The organism is Microcystis sp. M_QC_C_20170808_M9Col, assembly GCF_007095495.1.
GTDB classification, from domain to species: domain Bacteria; phylum Cyanobacteriota; class Cyanobacteriia; order Cyanobacteriales; family Microcystaceae; genus Microcystis; species Microcystis aeruginosa.
On the sequence record NZ_SFBZ01000243.1, the window covers coordinates 1 to 20,104 of the forward strand.

General features: G+C 40.8%; 18 protein-coding genes. 9 read left to right on the forward strand and 9 right to left on the reverse strand.

Annotated features, from left to right (window positions below; all coding sequences use genetic code 11):
* A partial coding sequence (locus EWV68_RS14085) for a DUF2887 domain-containing protein (protein ID WP_287170169.1) occupies nt 1–304 on the forward strand: 304 nt, incomplete at its 5' end.
* 68 nt (nt 305–372) lie between these two features.
* Here EWV68_RS14085 and EWV68_RS14090 read toward each other — a convergent pair.
* Nucleotides 373–684, reverse strand: coding sequence for a hypothetical protein (locus EWV68_RS14090; protein ID WP_287170170.1), 312 nt, complete (start codon nt 682–684; stop codon nt 373–375).
* A gap of 540 nt (nt 685–1,224) precedes the next feature.
* Here EWV68_RS14090 and EWV68_RS14095 point away from each other — a divergent pair.
* Together EWV68_RS14095 and EWV68_RS14100 are read left to right on the forward strand one after the other, a co-directional pair.
* On the forward strand, nt 1,225–1,557 hold the full coding sequence (locus EWV68_RS14095) for a DUF4164 family protein (RefSeq protein ID WP_061432262.1): 333 nt from the start codon (nt 1,225–1,227) through the stop codon (nt 1,555–1,557).
* 104 nt (nt 1,558–1,661) lie between these two features.
* On the forward strand, nt 1,662–3,014 hold the full coding sequence (locus EWV68_RS14100; RefSeq protein WP_287170171.1) for a TIGR03279 family radical SAM protein: 1,353 nt from the start codon (nt 1,662–1,664) through the stop codon (nt 3,012–3,014).
* 143 nt (nt 3,015–3,157) lie between these two features.
* Here the strand turns inward: EWV68_RS14100 and EWV68_RS14105 are convergent, their stop codons facing one another.
* The gene (locus tag EWV68_RS14105) at nt 3,158–3,952 is read right to left on the reverse strand and encodes an MlaE family lipid ABC transporter permease subunit (RefSeq protein WP_287170173.1); all 795 of its coding nucleotides are present in this window, start codon (nt 3,950–3,952) and stop codon (nt 3,158–3,160) included.
* Between the two features lie 186 nt (nt 3,953–4,138).
* On the opposite strand from EWV68_RS14105, the gene EWV68_RS14110 reads away from it, so the two are divergent.
* Nucleotides 4,139–5,323: a class I SAM-dependent rRNA methyltransferase gene (locus EWV68_RS14110; protein ID WP_287170175.1), complete on the forward strand. Its 1,185-nt coding sequence runs from the start codon at nt 4,139–4,141 to the stop codon at nt 5,321–5,323.
* On the opposite strand, the gene EWV68_RS14115 is transcribed toward EWV68_RS14110, so the two are convergent.
* Entirely contained in the window at nt 5,290–5,700 is a 411-nt protein-coding gene (locus EWV68_RS14115) for a VOC family protein (protein WP_287170176.1), read from the reverse strand. The genes EWV68_RS14110 and EWV68_RS14115 overlap by 34 nt on opposite strands.
* A gap of 434 nt (nt 5,701–6,134) precedes the next feature.
* On the opposite strand from EWV68_RS14115, the gene EWV68_RS14120 reads away from it, so the two are divergent.
* On the forward strand, nt 6,135–6,944 hold the full coding sequence (locus tag EWV68_RS14120) for an SDR family NAD(P)-dependent oxidoreductase (protein WP_012264659.1): 810 nt from the start codon (nt 6,135–6,137) through the stop codon (nt 6,942–6,944).
* 61 nt (nt 6,945–7,005) lie between these two features.
* Here the strand turns inward: EWV68_RS14120 and EWV68_RS14125 are convergent, their stop codons facing one another.
* The 5 genes from EWV68_RS14125 to EWV68_RS14145 all read right to left on the reverse strand — a co-directional run bounded on the left by EWV68_RS14125 (nt 7,006) and on the right by EWV68_RS14145 (nt 13,599).
* A complete protein-coding gene (locus EWV68_RS14125) occupies nt 7,006–7,872 on the reverse strand; it encodes a 6-pyruvoyl trahydropterin synthase family protein (RefSeq protein WP_061432369.1) in 867 nt (288 codons plus the stop codon).
* Between the two features lie 389 nt (nt 7,873–8,261).
* Nucleotides 8,262–8,435, reverse strand: a complete 174-nt coding sequence (locus EWV68_RS14130; RefSeq protein WP_072319767.1) for a type II toxin-antitoxin system HicB family antitoxin — start codon at nt 8,433–8,435, stop codon at nt 8,262–8,264.
* Between the two features lie 8 nt (nt 8,436–8,443).
* On the reverse strand, nt 8,444–8,947 hold the full coding sequence (locus tag EWV68_RS14135) for a hypothetical protein (RefSeq protein WP_287170177.1): 504 nt from the start codon (nt 8,945–8,947) through the stop codon (nt 8,444–8,446).
* 8 nt (nt 8,948–8,955) lie between these two features.
* A complete protein-coding gene (locus EWV68_RS14140; protein WP_002794452.1) occupies nt 8,956–9,552 on the reverse strand; it encodes a hypothetical protein in 597 nt (198 codons plus the stop codon).
* A 60-nt stretch (nt 9,553–9,612) separates the two neighbouring features.
* The gene (locus EWV68_RS14145; RefSeq protein ID WP_287170178.1) at nt 9,613–13,599 is read right to left on the reverse strand and encodes a magnesium chelatase subunit H; all 3,987 of its coding nucleotides are present in this window, start codon (nt 13,597–13,599) and stop codon (nt 9,613–9,615) included.
* Nucleotides 13,600–14,326: 727 nt separating this feature from the next.
* Here EWV68_RS14145 and EWV68_RS14150 point away from each other — a divergent pair.
* The 4 genes from EWV68_RS14150 (at nt 14,327) to EWV68_RS14165 (ending at nt 18,640) form a co-directional block, all read left to right on the forward strand.
* On the forward strand, nt 14,327–14,758 hold the full coding sequence (locus EWV68_RS14150) for a HEPN domain-containing protein (protein WP_287170179.1): 432 nt from the start codon (nt 14,327–14,329) through the stop codon (nt 14,756–14,758).
* A 7-nt stretch (nt 14,759–14,765) separates the two neighbouring features.
* Nucleotides 14,766–16,106, forward strand: a complete 1,341-nt coding sequence (locus tag EWV68_RS14155) for a KGGVGR-motif variant AAA ATPase (protein WP_287170180.1) — start codon at nt 14,766–14,768, stop codon at nt 16,104–16,106.
* Between the two features lie 6 nt (nt 16,107–16,112).
* Nucleotides 16,113–17,609, forward strand: a complete 1,497-nt coding sequence (locus EWV68_RS14160; protein WP_012264671.1) for a P-loop ATPase, Sll1717 family — start codon at nt 16,113–16,115, stop codon at nt 17,607–17,609.
* 155 nt (nt 17,610–17,764) lie between these two features.
* A complete protein-coding gene (locus tag EWV68_RS14165; RefSeq protein WP_287170181.1) occupies nt 17,765–18,640 on the forward strand; it encodes an N-acetylmuramoyl-L-alanine amidase-like domain-containing protein in 876 nt (291 codons plus the stop codon).
* A gap of 203 nt (nt 18,641–18,843) precedes the next feature.
* On the opposite strand, the gene EWV68_RS14170 is transcribed toward EWV68_RS14165, so the two are convergent.
* Nucleotides 18,844–20,019, reverse strand: coding sequence for a hybrid sensor histidine kinase/response regulator (locus EWV68_RS14170; protein WP_061432272.1), 1,176 nt, complete (start codon nt 20,017–20,019; stop codon nt 18,844–18,846).
* Nucleotides 20,020–20,104 lie beyond the last annotated feature (85 nt).

Sequence of the window (20,104 nt, forward strand, 5' to 3'; positions counted from 1 at the left end):
AGAACTTTTAGAATTGATAGAGACAATTTTGGTTTATAAGTTACCCCAAGTCAGTAGAAAGGAGATAGAAGCGATGTTTAGTTTAAGTGATTTAAAACAAACTAAAGTGTATCAGGAAGGTAGAGCGGAAGGTAGAGCGGAAGGTAGAGCGGAAGGTAGAGCGGAAGGCCGACAAGAAGGCGAATTAGCGGCAAAATTAGCCTCTATTCCTCGTTTATTGGCATTAGGATTAAACTTTGAACAGATAGCACAAGCTTTAGAATTAGAGATCGAACAGGTTAGACAAGTAACTCAAGGGGAATAGGAAAAGTTCAAAGCGATCGCATTTTAATAATGGTTTCCCAATCTCGATAGCTATCGATCAACAGTAAATTATTCTCCGAACTTTGATAAACTGATACGATTGCCGGTGGCTATCTTTTGCCGGTAGCCATCAAGTAAAAATCGGCAACCCCGAAAATCTCTCAAGTCTTCTGTAGCTAAAGAGAAATCAAAAGTACAAACCCAATAAGACAAAATTATTCCTAATCTGCCTTCTTCTAATTCGCTGACTGCCACTATTTGATTATCAGTATTTCTTAAAACAATTGTCCCATTTTTGTATATATCCGTAAATCCGCCAGTTGCTATACACGGACTACCGACTTGCCATTGATTATTAATTGGCATTAAGTAGGGAGGCACAATTATTTGTAGGATGGGTTAGCGGTAGCGTAACATAATCGGGCGTTGGGTTTCATGCTTCAACCCAACCTACGTTCTTGCCATTGATTATTAATTGGCATTACTTGTTTAAATATTGTCATAGATCCAGTGAGAGTATTAACTGGACTAGCTATTACTGCTTACTGCATGGCAACCAACAAAAATGTGGACAAAGCTTTAATCATATACAACTTCAAAACTAATACAAATATTCCACAACGCCTTATTGTATTTTTACTGAAAATTTTTTATAACATTTTTAAATTATGTACGTTATAACTATTAAGATTATTAAACCAATCTTAGTATTTGAGTATTAATTACTTACTTTTTTATTGGTGCTATAATATTTTTAACTTTATTTAAATAAAAGTCATGCAAAAAATACAAGTGATTCCAAGAAAAGGTAGTTCCAATTAATCTTAACCCCTAATAGGGATTGAAACTTGGAGGCAAAAATCAGCGATACTGATATTGAGATCACGATGGTGAATCCAGAAGAGATAAAGGAGACAGAAAATGGATAACGAAACCGTCACTTATTCCCTAGAAGCAGTTCTGACAAGGATTGAAGGGAAAATTGACTCTCTGGAAAAACGGATCGATGAGAGATTTGATAAGGTAGATAAGAGATTTGATAAGATAGAAGAACGGTTGACGAAAGTGGAAATAGGACAAGTCGAACTCAAAGGGGAGATTAAAGCCTTAGATGAGCGACTAACCACAGAAATTAAAGGGTTAACTGCAAGAGTTGCCTATCAGGAATTTACCAATCGGGGGATTCTCATCGCTCTGGTTGTGGCCATTTTAGGAGGGGCTGCTAAACTTTTTGGTTTTTTCCCCAATCCCTAACAGCGATCGCCCTAAAATGCTGTAGAATTAGCTTGACAAAAGTGAGATGCAGCCAAAGACTCTCTGGGAAATGCAGTTAAATAATTGGATGGCGACCTAAAAATATGAGTGAATTAACTATTCGTCCAGCTAAAATTACTGGTGTCATCCCAGATTCGATCGCCGCCGAGGTGGGTTTTGAAATCGGGGATGCGCTCGTCTCTATCAATGGTAATCGTCCCCGGGACTTAATCGATTATCAATTTTTATGTGCCGATGAATTTTTAACCCTAGAAGTGCTTGATAGTCAGGGCAAAAATCACCGGATAGAAATCGAAAAAGATTATCATGAAGACTTAGGTTTAGAGTTTGAAACTGCCCTTTTTGATGGCTTAATTCAGTGTAATAATAAATGTCCTTTTTGCTTTATCGACCAACAACCAGAGGGCAAAAGAGAAACTTTATACTATAAAGATGATGACTATCGCTTAAGTTTTCTCTATGGCAGTTATTTAACCTTAACTAATCTCACCTCAAAAGAATGGCAGCGGATCGAAAAGATGCACATATCACCGCTTTTTGTGTCCGTTCATGCCACGGAACCCGATCTGAGGATTCGTCTCTTAAAAAATCCCCGCGCTGGTCAAATTTTAGACCATTTAAAATGGCTACAAGCCAGACAATTACAAATTCATGCCCAAGTGGTAGTTTGTCCCAATATTAATGATGGAATTCATCTCGAAAGAACCCTGTTAGATCTGGTTTCTTTTCATCGGGGAGATATTCCCTGTGTGGAGTCGATTGCCGTAGTTCCCGTGGGATTAACCCGCTTTCGTCCCCAAGAAGATGAATTAATTCCCGTTAGCCAAGAAAAAGCGCGAGAAGTGATCGAACAAGTCCAAACTTTACAGAAACAATTTCGTCAAGAATTTGGCAGTAATGTGGTGTGGTTAGCCGATGAATGGTTTTTAATTGCCCGAGTCGATTTACCACCTCAATCTCACTACGAAGACTATCCCCAAATCGGTAACGGAGTTGGCTCGATTCGTCAATTTATTAGGGATTTCCAGAAGACAGCCAAGAAGTTATTACCCGCTCAAATTACTCCCTCTAGACGGTTGGTATGGGTAGTGGGAAATGCGGTAGAACAAGCTTTTCAACCCCTAGTTAAACAGTTAAATAATCTGCGGGGTTTAACCGTGGAATTAGTGGCTTTAAATAGTGATTATTGGGGTCAGGAAATCACGGTTACGGGTTTATTAACCGGGCAAGATATTCTCAAAGGATTACAAGGTAAAAATCTTGGGGATGGGGTTTTATTACCCTCCCTAATGCTCAAGCATGGGGAATCGGTATTTTTAGATGATTTCACCCTAGAAACTGTTATTAATCAGTTAGGAGTCCCTATTTATCCAGTCCTGGGAGTGGAGGAATTAATTAAAACTTGTCTCACTCTCAATCCCTTGAACAGATCCTAATCTTGAGAATAGACAATTATCAGTAATCGGTGATCAGATTTGAGTTTTTAGTGAGCGGTATTAAGTAGAAAATTGCCGTTTTCTTGGCACTGATTACTGATTACTGATTACTGATTACTGATTACTGATTACTGATTACTGTCTTAGCCTAGCTCCACATTACCTGTCCCTTGAAACATCAGCCAAGAGAGGAAAAAATTAGCCACAAAAATCGCTAACAAAGAAGTTACCACAGCCGTGGTAGTAGATTGACCAACTCCTTTAGCACCGCCGGTGGTGGTTAAACCCCAACTGCAGCCGATAATAGCAATTAAAATCCCAAAAATTAGGGACTTTAACATAGAACTAATTAAATCCCATGTTTCCAGAAAATTTTGGGCTGATTGTAAGAATAGGGAATAGGAAATACCGTAAAGACTATCGGAAATAAATAAACCACCCAGTAGCCCTGTGACTAAAGAGATAATAGTGAGCAGGGGTAACATTAAACTACAGGCAATCACCCGGGGAATGACCAAATAATCGATCGGATCGGTTTTTAAAATATATAAAGCGTCAATTTGTTCTGTTACTCGCATTGTACCAATTTCGGCGGCAAAAGCCGAGCCAACTCTCCCCGCCACCACCACCGCGGTTAAAACCGGGGCTAATTCTCTTGTTAAAGCCAAGGAAAGGACTCCCCCAACAAAACTACCCGCCCCAAAAAAAATAAATTCTCTGGCTACCTGAATAGTGAAAACCATACCCACAAAAGCAGCAGTAATTAGGGCAATTGTCAAGGATTCTGGCCCCACAATACTCATTTGTTCCAGAGTATTACGCCGGTGGATTTTGCCATTAAGAATATGTAAAAAAGTTTGTCCCGCTAACAAACCGGCAGCCCCCAAACGCTGAAACCATAAACTTAAACCACTGGCAGCATCACTTTTTCTTGGCATTTGTCGAGGGACTATCGCTAAAATCTAACTTATTATAGGCGAGAATTCCCTCTGATTATCCCTCGATTGTGGCGACTTGCTTTGATGCCACTCGATCGAGGGATAACAAACCATGGTTTTGTGCTGCTGGCAGGGGATAATAGAATTATCTAGTAGCCGTCAGCTATCAACCCTGATTCTTTATCCATGCCAGATTTAGCGAAAATTATCCTGAGAAACCATAAAATTGATGCTGTTAAACGATTCCATCCTTGGATATTTTCCGGGGCGATTAAAGAGATGGAGGGAGAAGTCAAAGAGGGTGCTATCGTTGAGGTTTATAGCGATCGAGGCGAATATCTAGCCACTGGACTGTATAATCCTAGCAATATTGCCGTTAAAATTCTTTCTTTCCAAAAAGTCAGCGATATTGCTCAATTATTTCTCGAAAAATTCCAGAATGCCTATCAGCTGCGGCAACAAATCGGTTTAGTGGATAACCCGAAAACTAACTGTTATCGCTTAATTAACGCGGAAGGAGACGGTTTACCCAGTTTAATCGTCGATTGGTACAATGGCACGGCGGTTATTCAAGCTTATTCCCTAGCTTTATACCAACGTCTCGATCTGATTGTCGATTGTCTGAAAACTATCTACGCTGACAATTTACGGGCAGTTTACGATAAAAGTGCCGCAGTTTTGGCGAAAAGCGCCCATATCTCCGAGAATAAATACTTATTTGGTCAAAAAAACGGCAATGAGGTGTTAGAATCCGGCCATCGCTTTATTATTGATTGGGAAAAAGGACAAAAAACGGGATTTTTCCTCGATCAAAGGGAAAATAGAGCAATATTAGCCCAATATTGTCAGAATAAACGGGTTTTAAACACTTTTTCTTATTCTGGCGGCTTTTCCGTCTATGCTATGCAAGCGGGGGCTGCCCTAGTCCATTCCGTTGATAGTTCCCACGGTGCGATCGATCTTACCGAAAAAAATATCGCCCTGAATAATCTCGGTGAAGTTCCCCATCAATCCTACAGCGCCGATGTTTTTAACTTCCTGCGCGACTGTCAGGAGGATTACGATCTGATTGTCCTCGATCCCCCCGCTTTTGCCAAAAGTATCCAATCCCGTCATCAGGCGGTTATGGCTTATAAAAGATTAAATCAGCAAGCTTTCCAGAAAATTCGCCCCCAAGGTATTATTTTCACCTTTTCCTGTTCCCAAGTGGTTAACGAAGAACATTTTCAGGGGGCTGTCATGGCGGCAGCCATTGAATCGGCTCGCCCAGTGCGAATTTTAGCACGTTTAAGCCAACCGGCGGACCATCCCACCAGTATCTATCACTCGGAAGGTTCCTACCTGAAAGGATTGGTTTTAGCGGTGGATTGATGGAAAATTAAACGATTACCATCCGGATCATAGATGTAGATTTCCGGACCGTGGGAAGCCTGGCTAATTTCTCCCCTAGCACCATAGCCGATTTCGCTCCAATGCTCGAGGGCTTTTTCGAGACTCTCCACCTCGAAACAAATGCTCATGCCACTGCCCCTAGAATCGCTAAATTCGTCTCTGTGGGACTCTTTAGGGCAAAAAAGACCTAGTTTAAGGTTAATCAGCCTAAATTCCGCATAAACGTCGGCAAGGTAGGGGTTTGGTTCCTGTTGCAACAGTTGACGATAAAACTGCACCGAGCGATCGAAATTACTCGTTCCTAGGACAATAAAAGCCTCTGTGTAATTGAATGGACTATCGGGGGGGTTATTCATTGGGGTTGGGGATTAGGAGATGGGAGATTGCCCAAAAGATATACTTCAGTGCGGTGAAGATGTCAAGTCCCTTGTACTGCCAATAGTAGTCGCGTCCATTGCCAGACTTTCTATCTCCCTCGGTAGTAAGCTCTTTAAAATACCTATATCTGCAAGTCCCCTGGGGTTTCCATCCGATCGAGGATCACCCTGAGCGTTCATCCGATCGAGTGATTTTGGGGAAAAAGTGTTAAAAAAGATTGCTGTTTGTAAAGACAACTGTTACCGTGGGTTCAAGAGTGCGCTTTGAAGGAGGAAAAATCCCATGCACCCTAACCTATCCATCTATCCCTCGATTGCTTCGCTACTTATGTAGGGTATAGATGCACAAATCAAAGATTTCAGAAGCAAAACCAATAAATTCCCGTACTGTTGCTTAAAACAGGAGTTTGATCATGAAATTACAGGGAAAAACTGCCCTAGTCACGGGGGCATCCCGGGGTATTGGACGAGCGATCGCCTTAGAATTGGCCCGACAAGGTTTAAGCAGAATTGTGATTGTTGCCAGAGATCAAGAGCGATTAGAAAAACTAGCCAAAGAAATTGAGTCCCTAGGGGTCATTGCCACACCTTTAGCCCTAGATTTAACCGAAAATGACCTTGTTAGTCCTTCAATTATCCGCGTTTGGCAAGAATGCCGCGGCATTGATATCCTCGTTAACTGTGCCGGTATTGCCCATCAAACCCCCTTTCTACGCTCGCAATTTTCGCAAGTGCAAGCAGAAATATCTTTAAATCTGATGGCCCTGTACACGGTTACTCGCTTAATTGCCCGCCGGATGGCAATTCGGGGACAGGGAACGATTGTCAATGTTTCCAGCATGATGGGTAAAATTGCCGCTCCTAGCTTTGCTACCTACTCGGCCACCAAATTTGCCATTTTGGGTTTTAGTCAAGCTCTCAGGTCGGAATTACGGGAACACAACATCAAAGTTGTCACCCTCTTACCCTCTTTAACCGATACGGATATGGTGCGAGAATTGCAGTTATTTCGATGGTTAAAACCGATGAGCGCCGAAGAAGTCGCCCAAACCCTAATTACCGGGTTAAATAGGGAAAAAACGGAAATTGTCGTCGGTTGGCAAAGTCATCTAGCTCTTTGGTGTCAAAAATTGGCCCCGAAACTGCTCGAGAAAATTGTCGATTTAGCCTCTCCCTTACGCCAAAGCAAAGGAAAGCGAGGATGGCGAGAAGTGTTTAACTAGGGTTTAATTAAATCCATCAGGGTGAGCCATGCTCACCCTAATCACCTTAACTAACAGGCAATTAAACGGCTGTCAGGGTTTTTTCTAGAAGTTGTCGGGGAGCTTGAACCAAACCACGACAGTGGATTTCCGCAGAATTATTGGGACTTTCAATCAGTTTAACTTTATCTAATTCGGCTCCTAATTGGCGGATCCGTTCCCCTAATAGTTGAGCGATATGTAAGGCAATATTTTCTGCGGTGGGAACCACTTCGGCAAAGTAGGGAATATCCTTATTTAAAAAAGCATGATCGAAGGGTTCTACTACCAATTCATCGATCGCTTTTTGTAAATCCCCTAGATCTACAATCATACCGGTGCGGGGATCGATTTCCCCCGCCACGGATACTTCTAGGTGATAATTATGGCCATGACCGTTTACCCTGGCGCATTTGCCGTAGATTTCCGAGTTTTGTTCGAGGGTTAATTGCGGTAAAGCCAAACGATGGGCGGCGCTAAAATGGGTTTTGACGGTTAAAGTTGCTTCCATATCTTTTCCTTGATATTCTGCCCACAATTCGGGGTGTTCAAATAGTTGAATTTTGACTAATGGTAAATAGGGTGCTAATCTTTGCCAGATAACTCTGGCGATATTTTCTGTGGTGGGTAGGGTTTGCTGAAATTCCGGCCAGACTTGATTGAGATAGGAGTAGTCTAATTGACTGGTTATCTCTCGTTTAATTACCTGTTTCACGGTGGAGAGATTCTCCACCATGCCATAAGGATTGAGTTCTTTGTATAGGGAGACGTATAATTCGTAATTGTGACCATGACCGGGAAAACGGCTACCAAGACCAAAACGTCTTTGATTTTCGGCTTCGTCCCATTCTGGTAGATAATAGCGATGGCTGGCTGAAAACCGCGCTCGACGATTGATGATGCAATCCATAAATGTGGGCGATCGATGACTTTGTAAAGTTACGTTAAGAGTAACCCTTTCTAGCATAAACCAGTTTTGTCCCCTCCTGCTTGCGGACCGGAGAAAGTTATCCCTCAATTCCAGCAGAATGCGATCGCTGTGAGTCGATAGTGAGAAAATTTATCTTTGAGAAGGTGAAGGAATTACTTTTTTACCACTATGATAAACTGTCTCTATCCATAACTTTCTAGCTCCCTCAATTCTTCTTTAGGAGCAATCGAGATGGGATACTTTAGTGGGCAAAAAAGTAAATTCGTAGGTCGGGTTGAGGTCACGAAACCCGACAGAAACCCTCAGTTGTTGGGTTTCACTTCGTTCAACCCAACCTACGCAAAAAGATCTACCAAAATAAACCGTCTCTATCCAAATTCGCTCGCTTCTTCAATATTAATAATCACTTCTTCTAAAGTTTCACCCTGACTCATACATCCGGGTAAATCGGGAATTAATGCCGTGTATCCGCCTTCTTCTTCGGGATAAATTGAAATCGGATATTTAAGAGACAGAAAGTATTCTAATATTGGTTGTTCCATCAATAGGTCTAAATAGGTCTAACTGAGTCGCCAATTTGAGGGTTTTCAAAAGGTAACGTTTCGGATAATTCCCATACTAGCAGTTTATTTAACAATTCACGATTTATTAGCTCGGATATTGGCTTTTTATCGTTCTTAGAATTCGCTCCTACGGCTCTTTTTAAGAATTTTCCTATCAAATCGGACGGGGTTTCTTGTTCTTTAAGCAACAACTCCAGCAATCTAGATCCTTTATTATTGGCTCTATCCGATTGTAAAATCGATATTTTTTCTTGAACAAAAGTAATTGTCCCCGTCCCTCTCACTAAGTCAAGATAGCCTAAAGACTCACCAGTCTGAGGATCTTTTATTTCCTCTTCGCTGGTATTGTAAACTAACATTCTTTGACCTTCTCGAATTCCACTAATTTCACCTCTATTGATCACTAATTTATAGTCGTCAATAACTTTGACAACTTTGGCGGGAAAGGTTCCTTTAGGAGATAAAATGGGTTTTTCGGCTACATTTTCCATATTTTCCTCTATGGTGAACTATGTTTTCTAAGAACGCCAGGTCTGACTCTGGTTTCTTGAATAATTTTTAAATCGTTACTCGCCAATCGATCTAGAATTACCTGATAGATTGTTTGAGGTTTGTCAATGATCGCGTGTATCTTGCCGTCCTTTGGATTAATATATTCAACAAAACCCTCTCCTATTAATCTTTCAAACCCATCTTCATCGGTATAATAAAAAGAGACAAGTAACTCGATCGTAAACAGACTAGAGGAATCAAGAAGGCATAAAATATTATTATTTCCTTGCTTTTGAGACCTCAAAATCCTGGGAGTAATTCCCTGTTTAATAATATTTTCTAAATTTTGGTTTACCTCCTGAAGTTGCTTAACTTCTGCCTCTAATTTTTGTTTCTGTCTAAGAAGTGTGTTAACAGCGCTTAACAAAGTGGCTATAAACAGTAGGGTGAAGAAACTGACAATAATTACTAGATCTAGAGGAATAGAAGTATTGAATGGATAACGAATTAAAGCAATACCTCCTAAAAATCCAAGAAGACCGAGTAAAACCCCTTGAATTTCGTTAAAACTAGACCAGATTAACCCCCAAAAGTTATTTTTCATCTTTTTTGAAAACTCAAGAGACCGGTGATTAGCCAGTCTCTCAAGTCTTATCTATCTATTCTACTCGATTCCTTCGATACGGTCCTCCACTTCTTGATAAAGTTCCTGTAAGCGGTCTAAATTCTCTTGAGAAGTTTCCCAGTAACCGCGACCATTAACTTCTAGCAGGGTTCCCACCATCTTGCGGAAAGAATTAGGATTGAGATTCATCAGACGCTGACACATTTCCTCATCTTGAATAAAGGTGGTGTTGACATCTTCATAAACCCAATTATCCACCGCGTCAGCAGTTGCCGACCATCCCATGGTATTAACCAAACGCTTCGATAATTCTCGGACTCCTTCGTAACCATGACTTAACATTCCCTCGTACCATTTGGGATTGAGTAACTTGGTGCGGGTATCCAAGCGCACGGTTTCCGATAAAGTACGCACCTGAGCGTTAGCGGTGGTAGTATCAGCAATATAGGCCGCCGGTTTTTTGCCATCATCGCGTAAACTAGCCACAACTTTTGTCGGGTCGGAGTCGAAATAGTGGGAAACATCGGTTAAACTAATCTCGCTAGAATCCAAGTTTTGGAAAGTTGCCTCCGCAGTTTTTAAAGATGCTTCAAACAACCGACGATTATCGGCCATCATCCCCGGATTATCCGAGTCGAAAGCAAAACCCTTGCGGTTGAGATACATATTCTGTAACTCTTTTTCGTCTTCCCAACTGCTATTTTCCACCGCGAGATTGATGTTAGAAGAATAGGAACCAGAAGCATTAGAAAAGATGCGGGTGGCTGCCTGTCGAACCGTTAAACCCATTTCTTTTGCTTGTGACCTAGCGTGTTTGCGGACATAATTCATCTCCACCGGTTCATTTGCTTCTGCAGCCATTTTTACGCCTTGGTCAAGCAAATTCATCTGATTAATAAATAAATCCCGGAAAACACCAGAACAGTTGACCACCACATCAATGCGCGGTCTTCCTAACTCCTCTAGGGGAATCAATTCCAGTTTATTCACCCGTCCCAAAGCATCGGGAAGAGGACGAACCCCCACCATCCAGAGAATTTGTGCTAGGGATTCCCCATAGGTTTTGATATTATCCGTTCCCCAGAGAACACAAGCGATGGTTTCGGGATATTTACCGCCATTATCCAGTTTTTGCCGTTCTAACAGACGATCCACCACGATTTTAGCCGATTTTACCGCCGCTAGGGTCGGGATAGACTGGGGGTCTAAAGCGTGGATATTTTTACCCGTCGGTAAAACTCCGGGGTTGCGGATGGGGTCGCCACCAGGACCGGGAAGAACGTATTCCCCTTCCAATGCTTTTAATAGCGCCCCTAATTCATTATCAGCACAGACCTGTTCTAAACAGAATTCTAGGTATTCAAACAGGGGTTTTAACGCCACTGGATCAACTTGTGGATAACCCATCTCATGTAAAGTTTCCAGCCAAGGCGATCTTTTGCCTATATTCAAGAAATTCAGCTTAGAAAGCATCGATACCCGACCTGACCCGTCGGTTTGGGACTTGACTAAAGTTGCGACGGCAGCGCGAGTCGCTAGGGTGATGTTTTGCAGTAATTCCACATCCTCTAACACACCTCGATCGCTATTGCGATAAACTTCCTCTAGATCCCGGCCGATGCTGTTGGCAATAATTCGGGGTAAGGAAAGTAAATCGTCTTCTTCCCGGTCTAAACTGGCAATATTGACCAAAGTTGCCACCGCCTCTTCCGCTGAGGGGGGTTTCCCGATAACGTGCAGTCCGCAGGGAAGCAAGCGCGATTCAATTTCCATCAGTTTACGATAGACCGAACCGACAATATTATCCCGTTCCTCTTGACTGAGATAGGCGGTGTCACCATCAGGTAAACTTATATCTTTGTCGAGATTGACTAATAAACATTTATCGACAATGGTATTGACAATTTGCACCCCACGCCCACTATCCTTCAGGGTTTGGTAGGAACCGATCAACTCGCTTAGTTCTTTTAACCCTTTGTAGAGTCCAGCATTTTCTGCGGGGGGAGTGAGATAGGAGATGGTTTCCGCATAACTGCGACGTTTAGCGATCGTCGCTTCGCTGGGGTTATTAGCGGCATAATAGTAGAGATTGGGAATCATCCCGATGAGGTTATCGGGGTAGCATTCCCCAGACATTCCCATCTGTTTCCCCGGCATAAATTCTAGGGATCCGTGGGTGCCAAAATGAAGAACCGCGTCTGCTTTCCAGACTTGATTGAGATAGGTGTAGTAGGCTGCAAAACCGTGGTGGGGACTAGCAGAACGAGAAAATAGCAGACGCATGGGATCCCCTTCATAACCGAAGGTGGGTTGAACCCCAATAAAGACGTTACCGAATTCTTTGCCGTAGATTAACAGATTTTGTCCATCACTGTTGAGATGTCCCGGTGGTGGTCCCCAATTTTCCTCTAAACGGACGGAATAGGGGGTTAAGCGTTCGTATTCCGGTACGGACATCCGATAGGCGATATTTAGCTCTGGACTATGGTATTGTGCTTGAGCATCATGGATTACCGCTTCCATCAGTTCTCGGGGAGATGCGGGTAAGTCCTGCAAGTCATAACCGTTATTTTGTAACGCTTGCATCACTTCGTAGATAGAACCGAACACATCTAGATAGGCTGCGGTTCCCACATTCCCTTTATCGGGGGGGAAACTAAAGACGGTGATGGCGACTTTTTTGTTTAGTTTCGGTTTCTTTCTTAGGTTAGCCCATTTTAGCGCCCGTTGAGCGATCGCTTCTACCCGGTCCTGTAAAGCGATCGCTTTACCCGTGGCCCCATCCCGGCCCGATAATATAATAGGTTCGATCGCACCGTCTAATTCGGGAATAGCAATCTGTAGCGCCACTTGAATCGGGTGTAACCCCAAATCGCTTTCTTCCCATTCCTGGGTGGTTTGAAAAACTAGCGGTAACGCGCACATATAGGGACGATTGAGACGTTTTAAGGATTCTATCGCTTTCGGGTGATCTTGTCGCGCTGGACCTCCCACTAAAGCAAATCCTGTCAGGGAAATTACTGTGTCAACGATGGCAACCGCTTCCACTCCTTTTAAGCTTTTATCCCAGAAATATTCTTCTACGGGTTTGGAAAAGTCTAATCCCCCAGCAAAAACAGGAAGTACTCGCGCACCCATAGACTCGAATTCCTGCACGAGAGCGACATAATGAGCGTCATCACCAGTAACGAGGTGAGTTCTCTGTAAAATTAAGCCAACACAGGGAGCCAAGGGGTCTTTGAGGTCATCGGGAATATCACTGCGGTTATTGTACCAAGCGAAGTATTCCTTGACATCCTCGAACATTTTCATCGATAAAGGATGCCAGATACCCAGATCCGGATAAACTACCGGTTCCTTGTAAACTACGCTGTCATCTTTGTTATCAAAGACGTACTTATCGGCCAACATTAACAGGAAGTTCTCTAAATTTTCTGCGGAACCTCCTAGCCAATACTGGAAACTTAACATAAAGTTGCGTGCGTCCTGAGCTTTTTCCATGGGGAGGTATTTCAGGACTTGCGGTAAGGTTCGCAATAACTTTAACATCGCATCTTGGAAACCAGCGCCAGAGTTTTCCCTGCGCTTTTTCATAAAATTAGCGATGACACTCTTAGACTGTCCCAATTGTGCCATAGAAAAGCAACCTAACTTATTTAAGCGCATTACCTGGGGCATAGAGGGAAAGACGATCGCTGCGTCTAATTTATCCCGATGGGGACTGACAGCGGCCACAACTTTATCGGCTAAATCTTCGATAAAGATGAGAGAAGCAATGAAAATATTAGCTTTGGCTACATCCTCTTGAAAATTGCGATAATTTTCCCCATCGCGCAGTTCTTCGATTAAATAACCACTAATTTCGATCGCTAGTTTCCGGTTGTTAGCGTTGATTTCCCTGACCGCACTACTCAGCGCACTTTGGTACTGAGGTTCTAGCACGACATAGACCACCTTGACCAGCGATCGACCATTCAACGCGTCGGGAACTATGTGACGAATGGTGGACTTGACGTGAGTGAACATATATGATGGTTCTCCTTAGGATTGCTGAGTCTGGTATGAAGTGATTTTCGTCATCAGATGACGATCGCCCTTTGTTTAAGGTATTTAGATATATATGTTTCTGTTTTGTATCAGAAAATGTCACCCCAATGAGCATTTACTCTGGGTTTTGACACAATTTGATAAATATCTTGCCATATTTTGTAACAGATGGTAAAGAGCTTTCGGAGTAAATGCTCAGACTTTTCTTTACAAAAATTAATATTTAATCTATTGACTTTTAATTACAAAAATGTTAAAAGTTAGCACCTCAGACGAGATGTCCCTGTTCAAAGATGATCAGGGTTAGGATTCGAGATCATCTCATAGAGAGCTGCAAGTGCTATAACTCGATCAAGATCAGCTTTTTGCAAGATCAGCTTTTTGTCCTTGTCCTAGACCTCTGGTAAAAATCAAAAATTGTTGTTAGGGTTAGGAGTTAGTAGCAGGTAAGCTGTACTGGATTTAAACTGAGTAGGGGAAATTTTAGTACAAATGCTTGGACTGGCAACTCCGGCGCTCTGGTGCAGTCTTAAGGAGTAATTTAGATAGTCAACAGCTTAATTATAGTGAGGAAATCAGGCAATAGTTTCAGAAAATTTGGCAAGTTTAGGTTGAAAAATCAAAAATGAAGTAAAGTTCTTAGAGTTTCGTTATGGTGGTAGAATTTGTTTATGGCTAAAAAGTTTTTATTTGATTCGATACGTCTATGACCGAGTTATTTGCTAGTGCAGCGGGACGACATTTGCAAGATGCCAAAATTTTGCTGTCTAAAAACCGTTGGGACAATGCCATTTACCTAGCTGGTTATGTAGTAGAATGCGCTTTTAAGCTTTTAGTAGAACAGTATTTTAAAAATGATCAAAAAGCCGCTAAAAAATTCGGACATGATCTCAAGGAATTAGAAGGTAAAGCGAGGGAAAGATTAGGAATTCTCTATCCTATTTTAGAGCAACAGTTACCAGTTTCTCGCATCCAGGGAACTGTCCTAGGGCAAAATCACCCAGAAAGAAGATATTATCAATCTGGATATTGGACTGAAGATCAGGCTAACTCGGCCGTTGAATGTGCTGAAGAAATTTATCGAGATATTATTCTCAGATTAGTGCTAAACGGTTATATTTCTAGTAAGGATATTTAAGATTCTGATGATTAGTTTTAGTGAAACTTTTGCTAGGGTAAGGGAATGCTTTCAGGATTCCAGTCTTGGTTCTCTTGTAGCCAAACTAGAATCCGTGACTATTATTCGTGATGTTGAGGGAAAAATTCGCTTATTTCTAGAGTTAAAACAGGAAAACAAGATAGAATCAAACGAAGAAAATCATCTATCTACACTCCTGTCTGAAAAACTTGAGGATTACTATGGCCATGATATTTGGTGGCAAAAAGGAGAAGGAGATGCTTATAAAGCCCTGATTGATCTTATCATGGAGGAAAAAGTTGAGGCACCTTGGTTCGATGAATCGGCAAGCTTGAAATGGTATATTCTAGAACGTCATCTGGCTAAACAAGCATGGACAGAGAATAAAATTGGGCAGCAATTGCCCTGGGATTTTGAAAAAGTTGAAAAAGGATATAAACCAGCTATTGTCTCCTTTTTTTCCTTCAAAGGAGGAGTTGGTCGCACCACTACTATGGCCGCTACTGCCTTAACTTTAGCGCGGAATGGTCATCGAGTCGCTATAGTTGATCTTGATTTAGAAGCTCCCGGTCTGGCCACAATTTTTTCTGAGGATTTTGCCGATAATTCTGGTGTCATGGACTATTTGCTAGAAAAGAAAGTTCAAAAAGACAAATGGAAACTGAGTTTAAAAACTATTACTGACTTGTATTTGTTAGGAGATGAAGGTGAAATATTAAAATTGCTACCAGCAGGAAATGTGGATCAAGATTATTTAGAAAAATTGGCTCGTTTAGACTTTCAAAATATTGTCAATGGTCAACTACAAGGCATTTTAAAACAAATGCTAGAAGAAATAGAAAGGTTAAGCAGACCACTGGATTTTATTCTCATGGATGCAAGAGCAGGTTTTCATGATATTGGTGGTTTAGCTATTACTTATTTTTCCCATGCAGTGGTTATTTTTGGTACGGAATCTCGACAAAGTTGGGCAGGATTAACCCAAGTTATCCAACATTTAGCCCTATCTAACCCTGAGGATCCTTTACCATTAATTTTAGTTCATGCTCTCGCTCCATCTTTAGGAACAGTTGGCCGAGAAATAGAGTTACGAAAGTTTCGAGAAACCGCCTATACAATTTTCCAAGAAAAGTATGATAATTATACTGGTGAATCATTTGTCCCGATAGTTGTCCCTTACGATAATAGTCTGCGGGGGGATATTGCCCTCTTGACTCGTGACTCAACTCCAGAAGAAAAAGAGAGATTAGCAAATCTCGTGAAAGTTATGACCGATTCTCCTTATCAAACTATTGCTGAAAAGCTTTGTCAATTATTTGGACGTGATGTGATTATAAACAATCGGTAAAAAATTATGGCTGAATTCGATAAAAAAAAGTTACTGGAATTAATGAGAGAAATTGCTCCTGGAAAAGCAGCAGCCGAACAGGAAAGTGATAATGAAGAAGTATTTCTCAAAAATTTCTTGCCTGTGGTTGATTATAAACGGGCATTGGAACCAAGCATTTTATTAATTCAAGGTGGTCGGGGTGTGGGTAAAACAGAATTATTTCGTTTACTAGCCATTCCTTCTGGACGAGAAGCTTTAGTTAATAGTTTAAATATTCGAGGTCTTGCTCCTTTAAATCAGACCAGATGGATGGCAGGATTTGGTCGCACTCTCAAAACTGAAAAACGATTTCCGATACCAGAAATTATAGAAGAAGAAATGCAAAACGCTACTAATCTTGAATGGCGTAGTTTCTGGTTAGGATTGATTTTAGGTGTCATTTTACAGGAAAAAGAATCTGATATTGCCAGCATTATAGGTCAAGAATTAGATTCAAATATTACTACTATTCTTCAAAATAGGTTATCGCTTTTATCAGAATGGAGAATTTTAGTTAAAGATAATTTTGAACATCTAAATTATGTTCTTGACAAATTAGACGAACGATTAATTACTTCTGACCACTGGCTATTTATTACTTATGATGAATTAGATCGGTTATTGACTACTTATAATGCTCTAGCTAATCCGATTAGAGAATTATTAGCTTTTTGGCTCGATCGCTCTCGTCGTTGGGAGAGAATTCGACCAAAAATATTTCTTCGTACCGACCTATTTAGAGAGGAATTTTTGGGATTTCCTGATGCTTCTAAATTACAATCCCATCGGCTAGAATGGCGACCTTCTTGGCTCTATCAACTCTGGATTAAACGGTTAGCTAATTCGGCTCAAGAAATGAGAGACTATTTACAGATTATCCCTAATTTAATTTATGAAAGCTCAACCCAACTAGGATGGAATGTTAGAAGTGATGAACAATTATTTCAAGAATTAATCGAAATAATGATCGGTAAATATATGGGAGCTAGTCCTAAAAAAGGCATTACCTACCGATGGATACCTAATCATCTTCAGGATACTGGGGGTAGAATTGCTCCTCGCTCTTTTCTAAAATTATTCGACAAAGCGGCAGCCAAAAGATTAGAACATTTTGAAAGTTTTGAACAACTGACTGAGCTATACCTTCTACAACCCTCTGATCTCCAGAGTGCTTTAATGGATACTTCAGAGGATAGAATTAAAGAATTAGCACAGGAAGAATATCCTTGGTTAGAATCTCTAAAAACTAAGTTAAAAGGGTTAGAAGCTCCTATATTAAAAGAAACTTTTTTAGAGGCTGTGCGCTCAACTCACTGGAGTACTGAAAAACAACCTCCTGTTAAGGAACCTGAAGAAATTATGCAATATCTAATACAATTGGGTGTGGTGGAAAGTCTCCTCGATGGTCGAATTAATATACCTGAAATTTATCTATATGGGTTTCAAGTTAAACGTCGTGGTGGGGTTAAACGTCCTCAATAACTTGAGGATATCGACAATAATTTTATGTAGAATAAATAGTAAAATACATGAAACAATAATAACTAATACTGGCAGATTTTAACAGTTGATAACTCCGATAGTTAATGTGTATTAGTCGGTGATAAACCCTTATTATTTTCAGTAATCGATCGACAATGTTTTTTAATTGGATAACTTTACCCTATTTATTAATTAATCCTGTTTTAATTCCCTTGAGTATAGCTCGATCGGAAACTATTCTTGCTCAAGAAGTCAGCGATCCTAATTATCAAAAACTGGTGCAGTACGCCCAAAATACACAACTCGATCGCTTACCCATGGCCGATATAATCCAGAATATCGCCGCTCAATTTTTAGGAGCAAAATATCAAGCAGGATTACTCGATCGCTCTCCTACAGAAAAATTATTTATCTCTTTAAAAGAGTTTGATTGTGTCCTCTTTGTGGAAACAGTTCTCGCTTTGAGTCACAATTTTGCTTTAAAAAATTATCAGTATTCTGCTTTTAGTCAGCAGGTTTTAAATCAGCGTTATCGCCACGGTATTCTCGACGGTTATTGTAGTCGCCTGCATTACTTTTCCGATTGGATTAATGACAACCAAAAACGAGGCAATCTAGAAAATATTACTCAAAAATTAGGAGGAATTACTCTTGACAAAAAGCTCAACTTTATCAGCAAAAACCGCCATCTATATCCCCAGTTAAAAACTCAAAGTAATTACGATTGTATTCAACAGTTAGAACGGCAATTAGAAAGCTTATCCTTAACCTATATTCCCACCGCTAAGATTAAAGATATTTATCCACAACTGCAAGCTGGCGATATTATCGGTGTCGTGACTAATATCGCCGGTTTAGATACCACCCATACCGGTCTAGTTTATCGCTTTGCCGATGGCAAAATTGGCTTAATTCATGCCTCTCCTGCCGGTCAAGTTACCATTGCTAAAGACCTAGAAAAATATATCACTAAAGTGGACAAAGCCATCGGTATTTTTGTCGTTCGTTCCCTTGATCCAAGAAATAGGTAGGGTTGGCTGAATAAATCTAAAAACCTTGTTGGATAAGACTTTTAGACCTTTTTGAAATCCAAAAGTGCCTGGCATGGGAGTGATCAGGGGGAAATTCAGGTACTTTTTCCCTGAAAATTAGGTAAAAACTTTTTCAGCAGACCCTAGGTAGATAGGGAGCGAGGGCAGCAGAAAAAAATTGTGATCTCACCCTATTGTTCATCTCAATTTAGGTGTTCAATGTCGGTAATAATCGGTAAAATCACCGTGATCTTTGTGCCTTTTCCTTCCTCACTTTCCAGGTAAATTTGTCCTTTGTGCGCTTCCACACAGCGTCCGACAATGGCTAATCCTAATCCCGTTCCTTGAATATTATCGACATTGCTACCGCGATAAAAAGGTTTAAATAAATTTTCTTTATCTTTGCTGGGAATACCAATTCCTCGATCGATAATTTTAAAGACTACCTGCTCCGATTCGACAATAATCTTAAATTCTACGGGGTTGCCTTGGGGTGAATATTTGAGAGCATTTCCCAGTAAATTTGTCAAGATATGTTTAATTAAATTTATATCCCAAAGTCCTCTTTCTAAGCTGCCCTCAATTTGGAAAATAATTGCTAATTGCGGCTCTGGCTTAACCGTAAAAGATTCTACCAATTTCTGACAATAATCCAGCAAATCCACCGGATCAAATTGACAGTATAATCTCCCGGAATCGGCCCGGCCAATTAATAACACTTCTGTGAGCAATTGATCCATGTCTTTAATGGCCGATCGAATCATGCGAAAATAGCTAACTTGCTGATCTTTTGTCAACCGATCGCGACTTTCTTCTAATAATCCAGCCGAGAGTAAAATTTTATTTAAAGGATTGCGAAAATCGTGGGATAACATGGAAACAAATTCAGTTTTTAACTGATTTAATTCCTGAGCTTTTTCCAGTTGATTAGTGCGTTCAATCACGCTCATTTTTAAAGCTTCGTTGGATTCTCGTAAAGCTTCCTCCATCTGTTTTCGCTCGATCGCATAACATAGCGATCGAGTTAAAATTTCTAAACTTACTTCTCTTTTAATTAAATAATCCTGCGCTCCCTGACGCAGTGCTGCCAAAGCTAAATTATCATCATTAGTATTAGTTAAAACCACGATCGGCAATTTCGGAGCCGTAATTAAAAGGGGAGCTAAGGATTGCAAACCCTGACTATCTGGTAAAGTTAGATCTAATAAAATTACATCAAAATTTGTTTGTTGTAATAGAGAAATCGCCTCGGACAGTCTTGACACATTAACCAGATGAAATTCTTTTTTTTCATTACCCTTAAGAATTTCCTTTAATAATCGAGCTTCGGCTAAATTATCCTCGATTAAAAGAACTTTTATATCCTGCGAGAGTCCCATTTTTTAATCAAGAGTTAAAGAGATTTGGGAGGTTAGGAAGTGGGGTGTGGGGTGTGGGGTGTGGGGTGTGGGGTGTGGGGTGTGG